This is a genomic window from Kitasatospora sp. MBT63 (assembly GCF_000710465.2).
Lineage (GTDB): Bacteria > Actinomycetota > Actinomycetes > Streptomycetales > Streptomycetaceae > Kitasatospora.
Genome location: NZ_JAIZ01000364.1, coordinates 4,532 through 19,731, shown reverse-complemented (window position 1 = coordinate 19,731; position 15,200 = coordinate 4,532). Strand labels below are relative to the sequence as shown.

The following is a 15,200-nucleotide window of genomic DNA, read 5'->3' as shown; positions in this document are numbered from 1 at the left end:
AGGGGCCGGGGCCGCGGCCGGTCGGCGGCTGACCCGCCGTCAGCCGGGTCCGGCCGGCGCGGGCGGTCCCCCGGGCCCGGGCCGGCTGAGGGATAGCGTGGGAGGCGTGTCCTATTTCGATGTCGCCTCCACCGCCCCGCTGCACCCCGTCGCCCGGCAGGCGCTGACCGCCGCACTGGACGAGGGCTGGGCCGACCCTGCGCGGCTGTACCGTTCCGGCCGGCAGGCCCGGATGCTGCTGGACGCCGCGCGGGAGACCGTCGCCGAGGTGCTGGGCGCGCGGGCGGACGAGATCTCCTTCACCGCGAGCGGGACCCAGGCCGTGCAGCTGGGGATGCTGGGCGCGCTGGCCGGCGGCCACCGCCGGGGCCGGCACCTGGTGCACTCCGCCGTCGAACACTCCGCCGTCCTGCACACCGCCGAGCAGCACGAGGCCGAGGGCGGAACGGTCGCCTCCGTGCCGGTCGACCGGCACGGCCGGGTCTCGGCCGGGGAGTTCGCCGCGGCGCTGCGGCCGGACACCGTGCTCGCCGTCCTGCAGTCCGCCAACCACGAGGTGGGCACCCTGCAGCCGGTCACCGAGACGGCCCGGCTGTGCGGCGAGGTCCCGCTGCTGGTGGACGCCGCGCAGAGCGTCGGCCGGCTGCCCGTACCGGAGGGCTGGTCGCTGCTGGCGGCGAGCGCGCACAAGTGGGGCGGCCCGGCCGGCGTCGGGGTGCTGGCCGTCCGCAAGGGCGTGCGGTACCGCTCGCCGCTGCCGGCCGACGAGCGGGAGCGCGGCCGGGTGCCCGGGTTCGTCAACGTCCCCGCCATCGTCGCGGCGGCCGCCTCGCTGCGGGCGGTCCGGGCCGAGGCCGAGCGGGAGAACGCCCGGCTGCACGGCCTGGTGGAGCGGATCCGCGCCCGCGTGCCGCAGCTGGTCCCCGAGATCGAGGTGGTCGGCGACCCGGTGCGGCGGCTGCCGCACCTGGTCACCTTCTCCTGCCTGTACGTGGACGGCGAGGTCCTGCTGACCGAGCTGGACCGAGCCGGCTTCGCGGTCTCCTCCGGCTCCTCGTGCACCTCCTCCACCCTGACGCCCAGCCACGTGCTGGCGGCGATGGGGGTGCTGACCGAGGGCAACGTCCGGGTCTCGCTCCCGTACGGGGTGGCGGAGGCGGACGTCGACCGCTTCCTCTCCCTGCTGCCGGACCTGGTCGCCGGGGTCCGCGCCCCCCTCGGGCTGGACCTCACACCCAGCGCCGCCCCGCCCCGAGCCGAAGGGCGCGCCGGTGTCGGAAGCGACGAGGGACCGGCGAACGAAGAGAGCGCCGGAGCGAGGAGTGCCGGCGCCGGACCGGAGCGGCCGGAGGCGAGCGGGCGAGTCACCCCGCAGCTGGTGATCGACGCGCTGGGGAAGAGGTGTCCGCTGCCCGTGATCGAGCTGGCGAAGCGGATCGGTGAGGTGCCGGCCCGCGGGACGGTGGCGGTGCTCGCCGACGACGAGGCGGCGCGGCTGGACATCCCGGCGTGGTGCGGGATGCGCGGGCAGGAGTACCTCGGCGAGGCCCCGGCCGCCGCGTACGGCGGCGACCGGGGCGTGGCCTATCTGGTGCGCAGGACCGGCTGAGCCCGGTCAGCCGAGCTTGGCGCGGATCTCGGCGGCGGCCTCGGCGCCGTACGCGGCCTCGAAGCGCTTGAGGAAGGAGCCGCGGCGCAGCTGGTACTCCTGGGTGCCGACGGTCTCGATGACCAGGGTGGCGAGCATGCAGCCGAGCTGGGCGGAGCGCTCCAGGCCGAGGTCCCAGGACAGGCCGGCCAGGAAGCCGGCCCGGAAGCCGTCGCCGACGCCGGTCGGGTCGGCCTTGCGGTCCTCGGCGGGGCAGCCGACGGTGATGTCGGGCTCGCCCTTGCGCTGGATCCGGACGCCCTTGGCGCCGAGCGTGGTGACCCGGGTGCCGACCCGGTTCAGGATCTCGTCCGCCGACCAGCCGGTCTTGGTCTCGATCAGCGCGGCCTCGTACTCGTTGGTGAAGAGGTACGCGGCGCCGTCGACGATCTCGCGGATGTCGTCGCCCTCCAGGCGGGCCAGCTGCTGGGAGGGGTCGGCGGCGAAGGCGTAGCCGCGGCTGCGGCACTCCTGGGTGTGCCGGACCATGCCCTGCGGGTCGTCCGCGCCGATCAGCACCAGGTCGAGGCCGCCGACCCGGTCAGCGATCGGCTTGAGCTCGATGTTGCGGGCCTCGGCCATGGCGCCGGTGTAGAAGGACGCGATCTGGTTGTGGTCCTGGTCGGTGGTGCACATGAAGCGGGCGGTGTGCCGGGTCTCCGAGATGTGCACCGACTGGGTGTCGACGCCGTTGCGCTCCAGCCAGCTGCGGTACTCGTCGAAGTCCGCGCCGGCCGCGCCGACCAGGATCGGGCGCAGGCCGAGGGCGCCCATGCCGAACGCGATGTTGGGGCCGACGCCGCCGCGCCGGATGTCGAGGGTGTCGACCAGGAAGGACAGCGACACGGTGTGCAGCTGCTCCGCGACCAGCTGGTCGGCGAAGCGACCGGGGAAGGTCGTCAGATGGTCGGTGGCGATCGAGCCGGCGACGGCGATACGCACGGAGTTCTCCTCGGGCGGATTGGGGCCGGAAGCGTTGGACGGGAACTCACCTACGGTACAGGGGTCCGCACGCCGGGCCGACCTTCCTCGTCCGTGTGCTACCCCGTGGTAGGCCTGGCCGGGCCGCCCGGGCGGGCCTAGGGTCGCAGACAGGGGCCCCGTGCGGGCCTCCCCGGGCCTGCGGCAGTCCGTCGCGGCCAAGGCGATCGGAGCGCTCACCGATGATGCCCAGCCACTCCCCCGTCCGCCCGTCGAAGGTGCTGCGCGCGGACTCCGATCCGGACAGTCTGGCCGCGCTGGTGCGCTCGTCACGGCGGCTCGGGCGGTTCTGGCCCCCGCTGGCGTCCGGGCCGGAGCCGGTCGCGGCTTCGCCGGCCGGGGTCGAGGTGCCGGCCGGGGCGCAGCGGCTGGTCGCCGGGATGCCGGACTACGGGGGCTGACCGGCCCCGTCCGGCGGGCCGGCCGGCCCGCCTGCCCACCCGCCGGGCGAGGGGAACCGGATTCCTCCGGGGCACGTCAAACCGGCGCGGCGCCGCGGAGGGCGCTGCGACCAGCCCTCGGGAGGAAGTCACAGCATGGACGACAGGACCGCAGCCGTACCGTTCCGGGCCGCCCGCAGGCGCGGCGCCACCGCACTGGCCGCTCTGCTGCTGGGAGCCGGCGCGCTGACCGCGTGCGGGTCGGCCGGGTCGACCACCGCCTCGGACAGCTCCTCGGCGGGCGCGGCCTCCTCGGGGGCCGCCTCGCCGGGCGGGACCAGCCCGAGCGCGGCGGCCTCGCCGCCGGCCTCCGCGTCCGCCCCGGTGTCCACGCCGCCGGCCGACCCCACCGCCGAGCCGTCCGCGGCGAGCCCGACCGGCCCCGGCATCGCGGTCGGCGAGCACGACCCGACGGCGCCGAAGTACCCGGCGCTCGGCTACCGCATCGACGGCGCGAGCACGCTGGTGGTCTCGTTCTACGGCGGCACCTGCGACAAGTACGGCCTCAAGGCCGAGGAGGCCACGCCCGGTGTGATCCGGGTCCGGGTGGTGATCGCGCAGCCCGCGCCCAAGGGGCAGGCGTGCGCCGCCCTGGTCAAGGTGAACGAGGTGTCCGCCACGCTGGCGCAGCCGTTCCACGGCGAGGCCGTGCTCGACCTGGCCACCGGCGAGCAGGTCCAGCCGGGCGGGCAGCCGGCCGGTGGGCCGCGCTGACCTCGGGCGCGCGGCCGGTCATGCCGAGAGGGCGGCCCCGGGAGATCCCGGGGCCGCCCTCTCGGCAGTGCAGGGCTTAGCTGAACGAGTCGCCGCAGGCGCAGGAGCCGGTGGCGTTCGGGTTGTCGATGGTGAAGCCCTGCTTCTCGATGGTGTCGACGAAGTCGACCGTGGCGCCGCCCAGGTACGGGGCGCTCATCCGGTCGGTGACGACCTTCACACCGTTGAAGTCCTTGATGACGTCGCCGTCGAGCGAACGCTCATCGAAGAAGAGCTGGTAGCGGAGGCCCGAGCAACCGCCCGGCTGCACGGCGACCCGCAGCGCGAGGTCGTCGCGGCCCTCCTGGTCGAGGAGGCCCTTGACCTTGGCCGCCGCGGCATCGGTCAGCTGGATGCCACTCTCGACCTTGGTGGTCTCGTCCTGGACGGTCATGCTTACTCCCGGTCTTTGACGACTGTCTGCCGCCAGTGCCAACCAGCGGCCTCCCGGAATCATTTCCGGTCGGTGGTGCTTCCGGGGGACTTTTCGTCGCCCGCTCCCCCACACCCCCAATGCTCGCACACCCCGAGGGCTTGGTCACCGTACGATCTTGGCGAACCGGCCACGTCGGGGGCGCCGCGCGGCGAGGATGGCTGACGTGATCCTTCGTCAGCTCCGGGACGGTGCGGCGGACGCGCAGGCCGTCGACGACCTCGCCGGGGCCGCCTTCGGCCACCTGCACAGATCGCATCCGGCCCCGCCCGGCCGCCCGGCACCCGCCGTGCAGCGGCTCGCGCGCGTCCGGCACCTGGCGCGGACCGACCCGCGGGGCTGCTGGGTCGCCGAGCGGGACGGCGCGGTGCTGGGGGCGGCGCTGTCGCTGCGCCGCGAGGGTGTCTGGATCCTGGCGCTGTTCGCGGTGGCGCCCGAGGCCCAGGGGCAGGGGGTCGGGCGGCTGCTGCTGGAGCGGACGGCCGCGTACGGGCGGGGGTGTCTGCGCGGGATGCTGTGCGCCTCGCCCGCGCCGGCCGCGGCCGTGCACTACCGGCGGGCGGGTCTCACCCTGCACCCGGCGATGACGCTGTCGGGCACCGTGGACCGGGCCGGGCTGCTGGATCCCGGCGACATCCCGGTGCATCCGGGCAACGCCGGGCACCGGCACCTGCTGGACTCGGTGGACCGCCGGGTTCGCGGTGCCGCGCACGGGCCCGACCACGACTTCATGCTGGGCCACTACGACGAGCTGCTGATCGCGGACAGCCTGGCCGGCAGCGGGTACTGCTACCGGGACGGCGGCGCGGTGAAGCTACTGGCCGCGACCTCGAAGCGGATCGCGGGCCGGCTGCTGCGGGAGGCGCTGGCCCGGGTGCCGGACGGGCGGCGGGCGCAGGTCGAGTTCCTGACCGCGGAGCAGGAGTGGGCGGTCGACATCGGTCTGGAGGTCGGCCTCACCCTGGGGACCCGCGGGTACGTGGCACTGCGCGGGATGCGGCCGCCGATGCCGTACATCCCGAGCGGCGGCTTCCTCTGAGGCCCGTGCCCGAGGGAGCCGCTGCCCGGCGGAGGGATCAGGCCATGGTGGCGAGGATCTCCTCGACCATCTCCATGGTGGTGCCGGGGTGCAGGAAGGCGAACCGGGCGACTGTCTCGCCGTCCCAGCCGGTCGGGGTGACGAAGCCGATCTGGTCCGCGAGCAGCTGCTGGGACCAGCGGTAGTAGTCGTCGTTGGTCCAGCCGGTGCGGCGGAAGCAGACCGCGGACAGCTGCGGGTCGTGCAGCAGTTCCAGGTGCTCGGTGTCGCGGATCACCTGCGCGGTGTCCCGGGCCAGCTGCAGGCCGGTCTCGATGGCGTCGGTGTACGCCTGGGTGCCGTGCACGGCCAGCGAGAACCAGAGCGGCAGGCCGCGGGCGCGCCGGGTGAGGTGGTAGGCGTAGTCGGTGGGGTTCCACTCGTCGCCCTCGGTGTGCAGGACGTCCAGGTACGAGGCGTCCTGGGTGTGCACGGCGCGGGCCAGCTGCGGGTTGCGGTAGATCAGCGCGGCGCAGTCGAACGGCGCGAACAGCCACTTGTGCGGGTCCACCACGAACGAGTCGGCGTGCTCGATGCCGTTGTAGCGCTCGCGGACCGAGGGGGCGAACAGGCCGGCGCCGCCGTACGCGCCGTCGACGTGGAACCACAGGCCGAGCTCGCGGGTGACCTCGGACAGGCCCTGCAGGTCGTCGACGATGCCTTCGTTGGTGGTGCCGGCGGTGCCGACGACCGCGATCACGGTCTCCGGGTTCGGGTCGGCGGCGAGCGCGGCCCGCAGGGCCTCGCCGGTGAAGCGGCGGTCGACGGTCGGGACCTTGAAGGCCTCCACGCCGATGATGTTGAAGGTGTTCTTGACCGAGGAGTGCACCTGGTCGGCGACGGCGATCCGCAGCCGGACCTCCGGGCCACTGGGTCGGCCCTCCCTGGCGAGCCGGCGGCGGGCGGTGTCGCGGGCGACCACCAGGGCGGAGAGGTTGCCGGCCGAGCCGCCGGAGACGAAGGTGCCGCCGGCCGTCTCGGGCAGTCCGGCCCGGTCGGCGATCAGGCGCAGCACCTGGTTCTCGGCGGCGATGGCGCCGGCCGCCTCCAGCCAGGAGATGCCCTGCAGGGAGGCGCAGGAGACCACCATGTCGAAGAGCAGGGCGGCCTTGGTGGGGGCGCAGGGGATGAAGGAGAGGTAGCGCGGGCTGTCGGCGGAGATGACCGCTCTGGACAGCTCGTGGTCGTACAGCTTGAGCACGTCGGCGGGGGCGTTGCCGCGCTCGTTCAGCAGGCCGGCCAGCTGGCTGCGCAGGTGCTCGCCGTCGCCGGGGTGGTCGAGCGGCACGGGGTCGTACTGCAGCCGCTCGCGCATGTAGTCGAAGACCAGGTCGACCAGCTGGTTGTCGGGCTGGTGCATGCGGTCGGGGGCTGCGGACACCGGGGTCCCTCTCAGTCGTTCTCGGGGCTCGACGGGACGGTCCCGGAGCAGGCGATTCCGGTGGCGGGTGGGGTTTCTGGGGCGCACCGGACGCTCCTCAGCCTAGGCAGCAGAAACGTTCCGGCGCGCGTCGGAAGCGGGCTGGGCAGGCAGGATTCGAGCGTGTTCCCGCCGCCGCACGCAGGATTCCTGCGCAGGCCGCGGCGAGGGCGCGCCGGGGTCAGCCGATCAGCCGGGAGAGCACCACCGAGCTGCGGCTGCGCTGCACCCCGGGCTCCTTGCGGATCCGCTCGATGACGGCCTCCAGGTGCCGGGTGTCCGCGGCCCGCAGGTGCACCAGGGCGTCCGGGTCGCCGGTGACCGTCCAGGCCGCCACCACCTCCGGGAACTGCCGCAGACTGGCCAGGATCTCCTCCGGCGCGGTGCGCTCGCGGCAGTAGACCTCGACGAAGGCCTCGGTCTGCCAGCCCAGCAGCGCGGGGTCGAGCACCACGGTGAACCCGCGCACCACACCGCGGGCGCGCAGCCGGTCGATCCGGCGCCGGACGGCGGTGGCGGAGAGGTTGGCGAGCAGCCCGATCTCCGCGTACGAGGCGCGGCCGTCCCGGCTGAGGTGTTCCAGCAGGAGCCGGTCGGTCTCGTCCAGTGCCGCCCCGCCCTGGTCTGCCGGTCGGTGGGTGGTCATCGGTGCGGGCTCCACTGGTGGTGCGGGTGAGGGCGGCGGGGGCGTCCCGGTGGACGGTCCGCCGCCCCTATTCTGACCAGGACCGGGTCAGTCCACCAGCAGCACGATCTTGCCCCTGGTCCGGCCCTCGGCGTTGAGCGCCTGCGCGGAGGCCGCCTGGGCCAGCGGGAAGGTGGACGCGACCGGGACCCGCAGCTTCCCGGCGTCCGCCAGCGCGGCCAGCTCGGCCAGGCCCTCCGCGTCCGGGCGGACGAAGACGTAGTGGCCGCCGAGCGCCACCACGCCGTAGTCGACGACCGAGGCGAGCCGGGACGGGTCCGCCACCAGCTGCGCCGAGATCTCCAGCGGCTCGCCGCCGCCGACCAGGTCGAGCGCGGCGTCGACGCCGTCCGGGGCGAGCGCGCGCAGCCGCTCCGCCAGCCCCTCGCCGTGGGCCACCGGCTCGGCGCCCAGGCTGCGCAGGAAGTCGTGGTTGCGCGGGCCCGCGGTACCGATCACCCGGGCGCCGATCGCGACCGCGAGCTGCACGGCGAGGCAGCCGACGCCGCCGGCCGCGCCGTGGACCAGCAGGAGCTCGCCGGGTTTCAGCGCGAGCGCCCCGACCAGGCTCTGCCGGGCGGTGAGCCCGGCCAGCGGCAGGCCCCCGGCCTGGGCCCAGTCCAGCGCGGCGGGCTTGCGGGCCAGGGTGCGCACCGGGGCGGAGACCAGTTCGGCGTAGGTACCGTGTTCCACGGCGTCCTTGCGGACGTAGCCGATCACCTCGTCGCCGGGGCGGAACTCGGTGACCGCGCCGCCGACCCCCTGCACCACCCCGGCCAGGTCCCAGCCCATGATCAGCGGGAAGTGCACGTCCATCAGCCCGTCCAGGCGCCCTTCGCGGATCTGCCAGTCGACCGGGTTGACCCCGGCCGCCTTGACCCGCACCAGTACCGAATCGGGCCCGACCTTGGGATCGGGCAGCTCGGTGTACTCGACGACGTCGGGGCCGCCGTAGGTCCTGATCGCGATTGCCTTCATGGCTCAAGCCAAGCGCGAGGCGGCCCGGATATCGATTCGGGCACGCCGGGAAGACACCGATCCGTCGGAGCGGTTCTCGTCACACTGACAGGTCGGCCATCGTCAGAGTGACGCTAACGGGTTATCATAGATAGTGTCAGATAGACGAGAAGGCTGGTTCGTTCGATCGGCCGCACAGGAGGGCACCCGCCCGTGACCACCACCACCGAGACCTACGGCGTCGACCCCACTCCGACGCCGCTCGCACTGCTGCTGCTCGGCCGGGAGGCCGACCCGAACAGCGAGCGCGGCGTCGAGTGCCCCGGCGACCTCCCGGCCGCCTCCGACCCGGACCTGGTCGAGCGCGCCCGCGCCGCCAAGGCGAAGCTGGGCGACCGCGTCTTCATCCTGGGCCACCACTACCAGCGGGACGAGGTCATCGAGTTCGCCGATGTCACCGGCGACTCCTTCAAGCTGGCCCGGGACGCGGCGGCCCGCCCGGAGGCCGAGTACATCGTCTTCTGCGGCGTGCACTTCATGGCCGAGTCCGCCGACATCCTCACCAGCAGCGCCCAGCAGGTCGTCCTGCCGGACCTGGCGGCCGGCTGCTCGATGGCCGACATGGCCACCGCCGAGCAGGTCGCCGAGTGCTGGGACGTGCTGACCGAGGCGGGCATCGCGGACGTCACCGTCCCGGTCTCGTACATGAACTCCTCGGCCGACATCAAGGCCTTCACCGGCAAGCACGGCGGCACCATCTGCACCTCCTCCAACGCCCAGCGGGCCCTGGAGTGGGCGTACGAGCAGGGCCAGAAGGTGCTCTTCCTGCCGGACCAGCACCTGGGCCGCAACACCGCGGTGCGCGACATGGGCTTCTCGCTGGACGACTGCGTGCTCTACAACCCGCACAAGCCGAAGGGCGGGCTGACCACCGAGCAGCTGCGGGACGCCAAGATGATCCTGTGGCGCGGGCACTGCTCGGTGCACGGGCGCTTCTCGCTGGACTCCGTCAACGACGTGCGGGCCCGGATCCCCGGGGTCACCGTGCTCGTGCACCCGGAGTGCAAGCACGAGGTCGTCTCGGCCGCCGACATGGTGGGCTCGACCGAGTACATCATCAAGGCGCTGGACGCGGCCGCGCCCGGCTCCAAGTGGGCCATCGGCACCGAGCTCAACCTGGTCCGCCGGCTGGCCAAGGCGCACCCGGACAAGGAGATCGTCTTCCTGGACCGGGCGGTCTGCTTCTGCTCGACCATGAACCGGATCGACCTGCCGCACCTGGTCTGGGCGCTGGAGTCGCTGGTCGAGGGCCGGGTGCCGAACGTGATCACGGTCGACCCGCAGACCGAGAAGTACGCCAAGGCCGCGCTGGACCGGATGCTGGCCCTGCCGTAGCGGACCGGGCCTGCGGCAAGCAGGAACGTTTCCGCACATCCGTGCGGAAACGGATCGGGGCGGCACCCGCTGGGTGCCGCCCCGATCCGCGTCACGGACTACTCCGGGAAGCCCGGGATCAGGCCGTCGCCCTCGTCCCGCAGCATCTCGCGGACCTCCTCGATGGTCGCCTCGGCGTCCGGGAGGATCAGCTCGGACGGCTCCAGCGAGTCGTCCGGCAGCGGGCTGCCGTACGACTTCACCGCGTCCAGCAGGTTGCCCAGCGCGGCCCGGAAGGCCGCCTCGTCACCCGCCTGCACCGCGGTGAGCAGCTCGTCGTCGAGCCGGTTGAGCTGGTTCAGGTGGCTCTCGCCGACCTGGAACTGCCCCTCACCCATGACCCTCATGATCATGCCGCGCGTCTCCTGGTCCGTGGAGGTCAGGTCACTTGTTGTAGTTGATGGTGGGCGGGGTGTCCTGCGGGGCACCGGTCTGCTTGCCCTGCTCGATCGCCTGCGGCGCCCCGCCCGGGGTGCCACCGGTGAGCTCGGCCTTCATCCGGGCCAGCTCCAGCTCTACGTCGCTGCCGCCGGCCACCCGCTCCAGCTCGGCCTCGATGTCGTCCTTGCGGCCGAGGCCGCTGGCGTCGTCGAGCGCGCCGGAGGCAAGCAGCTCGTCGATCGCACCGGCCCGGGCCTGCATCTGGGCCGTCTTGTCCTCGGCCCGCTGGATGGCGAGGCCGACGTCGCCCATCTCCTCGGAGATGCCGGAGAAGGACTCGGCGATCCGGGTCTGCGCCTGGGCCGCGGTGTAGGTGGCCTTGATGGTCTCCTTCTTGGTGCGGAAGGCGTCCACCTTGGCCTGCAGCCGCTGGGAGGCGAGGGTGAGCTTCTCCTCCTCGGCCTGCAGCTGCTGGTACTGCGTCTCCAGGTCGGTGATCTGGGACTGCAGGTTCGACTTGCGGGTCAGGGCCTCGCGGGCCAGGTCCTCGCGGCCGAGCGAGAGCGCCTTGCGGCCCTGGTCCTCGTACTTCGCGGACTGCTGCTGGAGCTGGGTGAGCTGGAGCTCCAGCCGCTTGCGCGAGGTGGCCACGTCGGCGACGCCCCTGCGCACCTTCTGCAGCAGTTCGAGCTGCTTCTGGTAGGAGTAGTCGAGCGTCTCGCGCGGGTCCTCCGCCCGGTCCAGGGCCTTGTTCGCCTTGGAGCGGAAGATCAGCCCCATACGCTTCATGATTCCGTCGCTCATGGGCCTCGAGTGCCCCCTTCTTCGGGCCTGCGGATTCGTCTCGTAACACGTCGAGTGTATTCGCAGCGAGGTCTTCGCCGCAGTGCACGAGCTGCAACAAGACTGCTACACCAGGGGCCCCTGCGGCATCGTCCCTGGGGTGGAGCCGACCCTGAGACCATGATCCACCGCAACCCGGACACACCCCCGGGGACACGCCAGGTGATCGATACCGGTTTGGGTCCGACGGCCCTGGCCGAATCCACCCGGCCAGCACGTACGCTGGTCATGTGTTCCGACGCCGCTCAGATGACGCCTCCTCCGCCACCGCGCTGGCCGAGCAGGACGAGAAGACCCTGTCCCGTGACCCGCAGGCCCCCAAGGGCCGGCCGACGCCCAAGCGCAGCGAGGCCGAGGCCAACCGCCGGACCCGGGTGACCGTTCCCAAGGACCGGAAGGAGGCCCAGCGCCAGGCCCGCGACCGGATGCGCACCGAGCGCGAGAAGCAGCGCACCGCCCTGCTGGAGGGCGACGAGCGCTACCTCCCGGCCCGCGACAAGGGCCCGGTCCGGCGCTTCGCCCGGGACTTCATCGACTCCCGCTGGTCCGCCGCCGAGTTCTTCCTGCCCTACGCCGTCGTCGTGCTGGTGCTCAGCGTGATGAAGGTGCAGAGCCTCCAGGTGCTCTCCACCCTGCTCTTCATGGCGTTCTTCGTCGTGGTGATCCTGGACTTCCTGCGCCTGGGCCTGGGCCTGCGCAAGGCCCTGCGCGAGCGCTTCCCGAACGAGAACACCCGCGGTGTGGTCGCGTACGCCATGATGCGCACCCTGCAGATGCGCCGGCTGCGGCTGCCCAAGCCGCAGGTGAAGCGGGGCGAGCGGCCCTGACCGCGGAGCCGGTCCCGCCGCACCGGGTGTACGCGGTCGATCCGCAGCCACCAGGGCTGTACGCGCTGCCCGGACAGGGCGGCGGCGGCCACGACCGGATGGCCCCGGCGGCGCAGCCGCCCCAGGCGCCCGTGCCGCACACCCACCTGCCGGCCCGCGGGGCGCCGCCGCTCGGCAGCGCCGCCGGGCACTGGCTGGAGCGGCACGGCGGACTGCGCAACCTGGTCCGGCAGGAGCTGGTGGCCCGGCAGCTCGCCGAGCAACTGGCCGGCCGGACCGGACTGCGGGTGCTCGACGTCGGCTGCGGCCAGGGCACCCAGGCGCGGCGGCTGGCCCGCGCCGGGCACACCGTGACCGCGCTGGACCCCGACCCGGTCAACCTCGGTGTCGCCCAGGCCGCGCTCGCGGCCGAGTCCGAGGAGGTCCGCGCCCGGGTGCAGCTGCACACCGGGGACGGCCACCACTGCGGGCGCTGGTTCGGCCCGCGCAGCTTCGACGTGGTGCTCTGCCACGACGTGCTGCGCAACCTCTCCGACCCGGACCCGATGCTGGCCTCGCTGGCCCGGGTGCTGGCCCCCGGCGGCGTGCTGTCGCTGCTGGTCCGCAACGCCGACGCGCTGGCCATGCGCCCCGGGCTGGCCGGGGACTGGCGGACCGCCCTGAACTCCTTCGACTCGGTGCGCTACACCGACCGGGTCGGCCTGTCCGCCCGCGCGGACCGCCTCGCCGACCTCTCGCTCACCCTCACCGAGATCTCGGTACCGCTGCGCGCCTGGTACGGCGTGCGGGTGTTCACCGACAACACCCCCGACCACGCCGCACCGGTGGACGGCCGGCAGCTCGCCCAGCTGATCGACGCCGAGGAGCGGGCCGGCCGGCAGGATCCGTACCGGCAGGTCGCGGCCCTGCTCCACGTCTTCGGCGGGAAGTAGCCCGCCGGGCGGTCCGGGCGGCTCAGCCCTCGTGCAGGCTCATGCTGTAGATCACCCGGTCGTCGTCGCGCAGCACCGCGCGGTCGGCCCCGCCCTCGAGCAGGTCCTTCCAGCTCTCGCCGATCCACGACTCCGCGTCGCCCTGGCTGGAGAACTCCTCCTCGGCGCCGGAGGCGGCGACCTGGGAGCCGTCCTCCTTCTCGAACCGCCACGTCCACACCATGCCGTGCTCCTCCCACCGTCCGACCGCTGTGTCGTACGGACAGTAGCGTGCCCGCCGTGATCGGTCCCATACCTCGTCAGGCCGCATCTGCGGCAGGATGGGGCACATGTCGCTCCCCCGCACCCTGATCCTCGGCGGCGCCCGCTCCGGCAAGTCCACCCGGGCCGAGCAACTGCTCGGCGGGCAGCCCGACGTGCTGTACGTGGCGACCGGCGGCACCCGGGACGGCGACGCCGAGTGGGCGCAGCGGGTCGCGCTGCACCGCGAGCGCCGCCCGGCCGGCTGGCGCACCGCGGAGACCTGCGACCTGGAGACGGTGCTGGCGGACCGGGACGACCCGGCGCCGGTGCTGGTGGACTGTCTGGCGCTGTGGCTGACCTGGGTGATGGACGAGCACGGCGCCTGGGACGACGCGCGCTGGGCGGCCGGCGGCGAGCGGGCCGTGCAGGAGCGCTGCACGGCGCTGGCCCGGGCCTGGCAGCACACCGGGCGTCAGGTGGTCGCGGTGAGCAACGAGGTGGGGATGGGGGTGGTGCCGGCCACCGCCGCCGGACGGCGCTTCCGGGACACCCTGGGCCGGCTGAACATGGCGGTGGCCGAGGCCTCCGAGCGGGTCCTGCTGGTGGTGGCGGGTCAGGTCCTGACCATCAAGCCTGCTGCCGTCTGAGCACGGCCGCCGTGTAGCCTTCCGGACGATGGACACCACCGTGGATCTCGATATGTTCTCCTCGCTCGTCGAGCGCCCCGACGAGAGCGCGCGGCGTGCCGCCGAGGAGCGCTGGCAGGCGTCGGCGAAGCCGCGTGGCGGCCTCGGGCAGCTGGAGGAGCTGGGCAGCTGGCTCGCCTCGGTCCAGGGCGGTGCGCCGACCCGGCCGCTGACCTCGGCCAAGGTGCTGCTGTTCGCGGGCGACCACGGCGTCGCCGCGCTCGGTGTCTCCCGGCTGGACGCCGCCGGCGGCACCGCCCGCCGGGTGCACGCCGTGCTGGACGGCACCGCGCCGGTCGCGGTGCTCGCCCGCCGGTACGGCGCCGGGCTGCGGGTGGTCGACGTGGCGGTCGACGCCGACCCGGGCGAGTTCCCGGCCGAGGTGGTCCGGCACCGGGTGCGCCGCGGCTCCGGCCGGATCGACCTCGAGGACGCGGTCAGCGCCGAGGAGGCCGCCCGGGCGTTCCGGGCCGGGATCGCGATCGCCGACGAGGAGGCCGACGCCGGTACCGACCTGGTCGTCCTCGGCGACCTGGGGGTCGGCTCGACCACCGTCGCCGCCGTCCTGATCGGCGCGCTGTGCGGCACCGACGCCGCCGCCGTGACCGGGCGCGGCTCGGGCATCGACGACCGGGTGTGGATGGTCAAGTGCGCCACCGTGCGCGACGCGCTGCGCCGGGCCCGCCCGGTGCTGGGCGACCAGCTGGCGCTGCTGGCCACCACCGGCGGCGCGGACTTCGCCGCGATCACCGGCTTCCTGCTGCAGGCCGCCGTGCGCCGGCTCCCGGTGGTGCTGGACGGTGTGGTGTCGGCCGCCTGCGCGCTGGTGGCGCAGCGGATCGCGTTCCGGGCGCCGGAGTGGTGGCAGGCCGGGATGTCCACCGGTGAGCCGGCCCAGGCGAAGGCTTACGACCGGCTGACCCTGACGCCGGTGCAGGACCTGGGGGTCTCGATGGGCGAGGGCACCGGCGCGCTGCTGGCGCTGCCGCTGTTCCAGGCCGCCTCGGACACCCTGGCCGAGCCCTCGGCGGTGCCGGCCGCCGCCCCGCAGGAGCCGCGGCCGCCGGCGAAGCTGCCCTCCGCGGCGGAGCTGCTGGGCCGGGGGTAGTCCGCGGTGCACGGTGGTTGCCGCCCGGCGGGCCGGGCCGCGGAGGTGTCCTAGTGGCCCTGGACGGACTGCGGTTCGCGTTCGGCACGCTGTCGGTGCTGCGGGTGCGGGTGGACCGCTGGGACCGGACGGCCGCGGGCCGGGCGATGCTCGCCGCACCGCTGGTCGGCCTGGTGCTGGGCGGGTTCGCGGCGGGCGCCGGTGCGCTGGTCGGCCTGCGGGCCGGCGGGCTGCTGGCGGCGGTGGCCGCGGTGGCGGTGCTCGCGGCGCTGACCCGGGGCCTGCACCTGGACGGTCTGGCGGACGTCGCGGACGGGCTGGGCAGCGGGAAGCCGGCCGAGGACGCGCTGC

General features: G+C 74.0%; 17 protein-coding genes and 1 pseudogene. 10 read left to right on the top strand and 8 right to left on the bottom strand.

All coding sequences use genetic code 11. From position 1 onward, the window contains the following. The first annotated feature begins 106 nt into the window (after positions 1 to 106). On the top strand, positions 107 to 1,609 hold the full coding sequence (locus AA75_RS21300; RefSeq protein ID WP_033821750.1) for a cysteine desulfurase/sulfurtransferase TusA family protein: 1,503 nt from the start codon (positions 107 to 109) through the stop codon (positions 1,607 to 1,609). Between the two features lie 6 nt (positions 1,610 to 1,615). Here the strand turns inward: AA75_RS21300 and AA75_RS21295 are convergent, their stop codons facing one another. Further along, positions 1,616 to 2,590 (bottom strand): carbohydrate kinase family protein, encoded by a 975-nt coding sequence (locus tag AA75_RS21295; RefSeq protein WP_033821749.1) that lies wholly within the window; start codon positions 2,588 to 2,590, stop codon positions 1,616 to 1,618. 221 nt (positions 2,591 to 2,811) lie between these two features. Here AA75_RS21295 and AA75_RS21290 point away from each other — a divergent pair, with 221 nt between their 5' ends. Both AA75_RS21290 and AA75_RS47760 read left to right on the top strand, forming a co-directional pair. Then, positions 2,812 to 3,030 (top strand): hypothetical protein, encoded by a 219-nt coding sequence (locus AA75_RS21290; RefSeq protein WP_051812960.1) that lies wholly within the window; start codon positions 2,812 to 2,814, stop codon positions 3,028 to 3,030. Between the two features lie 135 nt (positions 3,031 to 3,165). Then, positions 3,166 to 3,783 carry a hypothetical protein gene (locus AA75_RS47760; RefSeq protein WP_149038284.1) on the top strand — a complete coding sequence of 206 codons (618 nt, stop codon included), beginning with the start codon at positions 3,166 to 3,168 and terminating at the stop codon, positions 3,781 to 3,783. Between the two features lie 76 nt (positions 3,784 to 3,859). Here AA75_RS47760 and erpA read toward each other — a convergent pair whose 3' ends face one another. Next, positions 3,860 to 4,216: an iron-sulfur cluster insertion protein ErpA gene (gene erpA, locus AA75_RS21275; RefSeq protein WP_033821746.1), complete on the bottom strand. Its 357-nt coding sequence runs from the start codon at positions 4,214 to 4,216 to the stop codon at positions 3,860 to 3,862. A 205-nt stretch (positions 4,217 to 4,421) separates the two neighbouring features. On the opposite strand from erpA, the gene AA75_RS21270 reads away from it, so the two are divergent. Further along, positions 4,422 to 5,294 (top strand): GNAT family N-acetyltransferase, encoded by an 873-nt coding sequence (locus tag AA75_RS21270; protein WP_033821745.1) that lies wholly within the window; start codon positions 4,422 to 4,424, stop codon positions 5,292 to 5,294. 37 nt (positions 5,295 to 5,331) lie between these two features. Here AA75_RS21270 and AA75_RS21265 read toward each other — a convergent pair whose 3' ends face one another. From AA75_RS21265 to AA75_RS21255, 3 genes are all read right to left on the bottom strand, one after another. After that, positions 5,332 to 6,714, bottom strand: coding sequence for a pyridoxal-dependent decarboxylase (locus tag AA75_RS21265; protein WP_233289122.1), 1,383 nt, complete (start codon positions 6,712 to 6,714; stop codon positions 5,332 to 5,334). Between the two features lie 220 nt (positions 6,715 to 6,934). After that, on the bottom strand, positions 6,935 to 7,399 hold the full coding sequence (locus AA75_RS21260; RefSeq protein WP_051812956.1) for an Lrp/AsnC family transcriptional regulator: 465 nt from the start codon (positions 7,397 to 7,399) through the stop codon (positions 6,935 to 6,937). Between the two features lie 87 nt (positions 7,400 to 7,486). Beyond that, the gene (locus AA75_RS21255; RefSeq protein ID WP_082526703.1) at positions 7,487 to 8,416 is read right to left on the bottom strand and encodes an NADP-dependent oxidoreductase; all 930 of its coding nucleotides are present in this window, start codon (positions 8,414 to 8,416) and stop codon (positions 7,487 to 7,489) included. Between the two features lie 192 nt (positions 8,417 to 8,608). Here AA75_RS21255 and nadA point away from each other — a divergent pair, with 192 nt between their 5' ends. Then, entirely contained in the window at positions 8,609 to 9,790 is a 1,182-nt protein-coding gene (gene nadA / locus AA75_RS21250; RefSeq protein ID WP_033821744.1) for a quinolinate synthase NadA, read from the top strand. Positions 9,791 to 9,888: 98 nt separating this feature from the next. Here nadA and AA75_RS21245 read toward each other — a convergent pair whose 3' ends face one another. Together AA75_RS21245 and AA75_RS21240 are read right to left on the bottom strand one after the other, a co-directional pair. Beyond that, positions 9,889 to 10,182 (bottom strand): hypothetical protein, encoded by a 294-nt coding sequence (locus AA75_RS21245; protein ID WP_033821743.1) that lies wholly within the window; start codon positions 10,180 to 10,182, stop codon positions 9,889 to 9,891. Positions 10,183 to 10,213: 31 nt separating this feature from the next. Then, the gene (locus tag AA75_RS21240; RefSeq protein ID WP_082526702.1) at positions 10,214 to 11,014 is read right to left on the bottom strand and encodes a PspA/IM30 family protein; all 801 of its coding nucleotides are present in this window, start codon (positions 11,012 to 11,014) and stop codon (positions 10,214 to 10,216) included. Positions 11,015 to 11,283: 269 nt separating this feature from the next. Here AA75_RS21240 and AA75_RS21235 point away from each other — a divergent pair, with 269 nt between their 5' ends. Continuing rightward, entirely contained in the window at positions 11,284 to 11,880 is a 597-nt protein-coding gene (locus AA75_RS21235; RefSeq protein ID WP_033821741.1) for a DUF3043 domain-containing protein, read from the top strand. A gap of 239 nt (positions 11,881 to 12,119) precedes the next feature. Then, the gene (locus tag AA75_RS21230; RefSeq protein ID WP_233289124.1) at positions 12,120 to 12,812 is read left to right on the top strand and encodes a class I SAM-dependent methyltransferase; all 693 of its coding nucleotides are present in this window, start codon (positions 12,120 to 12,122) and stop codon (positions 12,810 to 12,812) included. 22 nt (positions 12,813 to 12,834) lie between these two features. Here the strand turns inward: AA75_RS21230 and AA75_RS21225 are convergent, their stop codons facing one another. Then, positions 12,835 to 13,035 carry a hypothetical protein gene (locus AA75_RS21225; protein WP_033821740.1) on the bottom strand — a complete coding sequence of 67 codons (201 nt, stop codon included), beginning with the start codon at positions 13,033 to 13,035 and terminating at the stop codon, positions 12,835 to 12,837. A 112-nt stretch (positions 13,036 to 13,147) separates the two neighbouring features. Here AA75_RS21225 and cobU point away from each other — a divergent pair. The 3 genes and pseudogenes from cobU to AA75_RS52220 all read left to right on the top strand — a co-directional run. Then, positions 13,148 to 13,702, top strand: a pseudogene (cobU, locus tag AA75_RS21220) (bifunctional adenosylcobinamide kinase/adenosylcobinamide-phosphate guanylyltransferase); the annotation flags it as partial. 28 nt (positions 13,703 to 13,730) lie between these two features. Next, a complete protein-coding gene (locus AA75_RS21215) occupies positions 13,731 to 14,849 on the top strand; it encodes a nicotinate-nucleotide--dimethylbenzimidazole phosphoribosyltransferase (RefSeq protein ID WP_033821739.1) in 1,119 nt (372 codons plus the stop codon). A gap of 59 nt (positions 14,850 to 14,908) precedes the next feature. Beyond that, positions 14,909 to 15,200: adenosylcobinamide-GDP ribazoletransferase (locus AA75_RS52220; RefSeq protein WP_233289123.1), on the top strand; the 292-nt coding region annotated here is incomplete at its 3' end.

Bases quoted from the DNA above. Each gene is read 5' to 3' on its own strand.
- AA75_RS21260 (WP_051812956.1), bottom strand. From the start codon at position 7,399: ATGACCACCCACCGACCGGCAGACCAGGGCGGGGCGGCACTGGACGAG.
- AA75_RS21255 (WP_082526703.1), bottom strand. From the start codon at position 8,416: ATGAAGGCAATCGCGATCAGGACCTACGGCGGCCCCGACGTCGTCGAG.
- AA75_RS21225 (WP_033821740.1), bottom strand. From the start codon at position 13,035: ATGGTGTGGACGTGGCGGTTCGAGAAGGAGGACGGCTCCCAGGTCGCC.
- AA75_RS21245 (WP_033821743.1), bottom strand. From the start codon at position 10,182: ATGATCATGAGGGTCATGGGTGAGGGGCAGTTCCAGGTCGGCGAGAGC.
- AA75_RS21240 (WP_082526702.1), bottom strand. From the start codon at position 11,014: ATGAGCGACGGAATCATGAAGCGTATGGGGCTGATCTTCCGCTCCAAG.
- AA75_RS47760 (WP_149038284.1), top strand. From the start codon at position 3,166: ATGGACGACAGGACCGCAGCCGTACCGTTCCGGGCCGCCCGCAGGCGC.
- erpA (WP_033821746.1), bottom strand. From the start codon at position 4,216: ATGACCGTCCAGGACGAGACCACCAAGGTCGAGAGTGGCATCCAGCTG.
- AA75_RS21290 (WP_051812960.1), top strand. From the start codon at position 2,812: ATGATGCCCAGCCACTCCCCCGTCCGCCCGTCGAAGGTGCTGCGCGCG.
- AA75_RS21215 (WP_033821739.1), top strand. From the start codon at position 13,731: ATGGACACCACCGTGGATCTCGATATGTTCTCCTCGCTCGTCGAGCGC.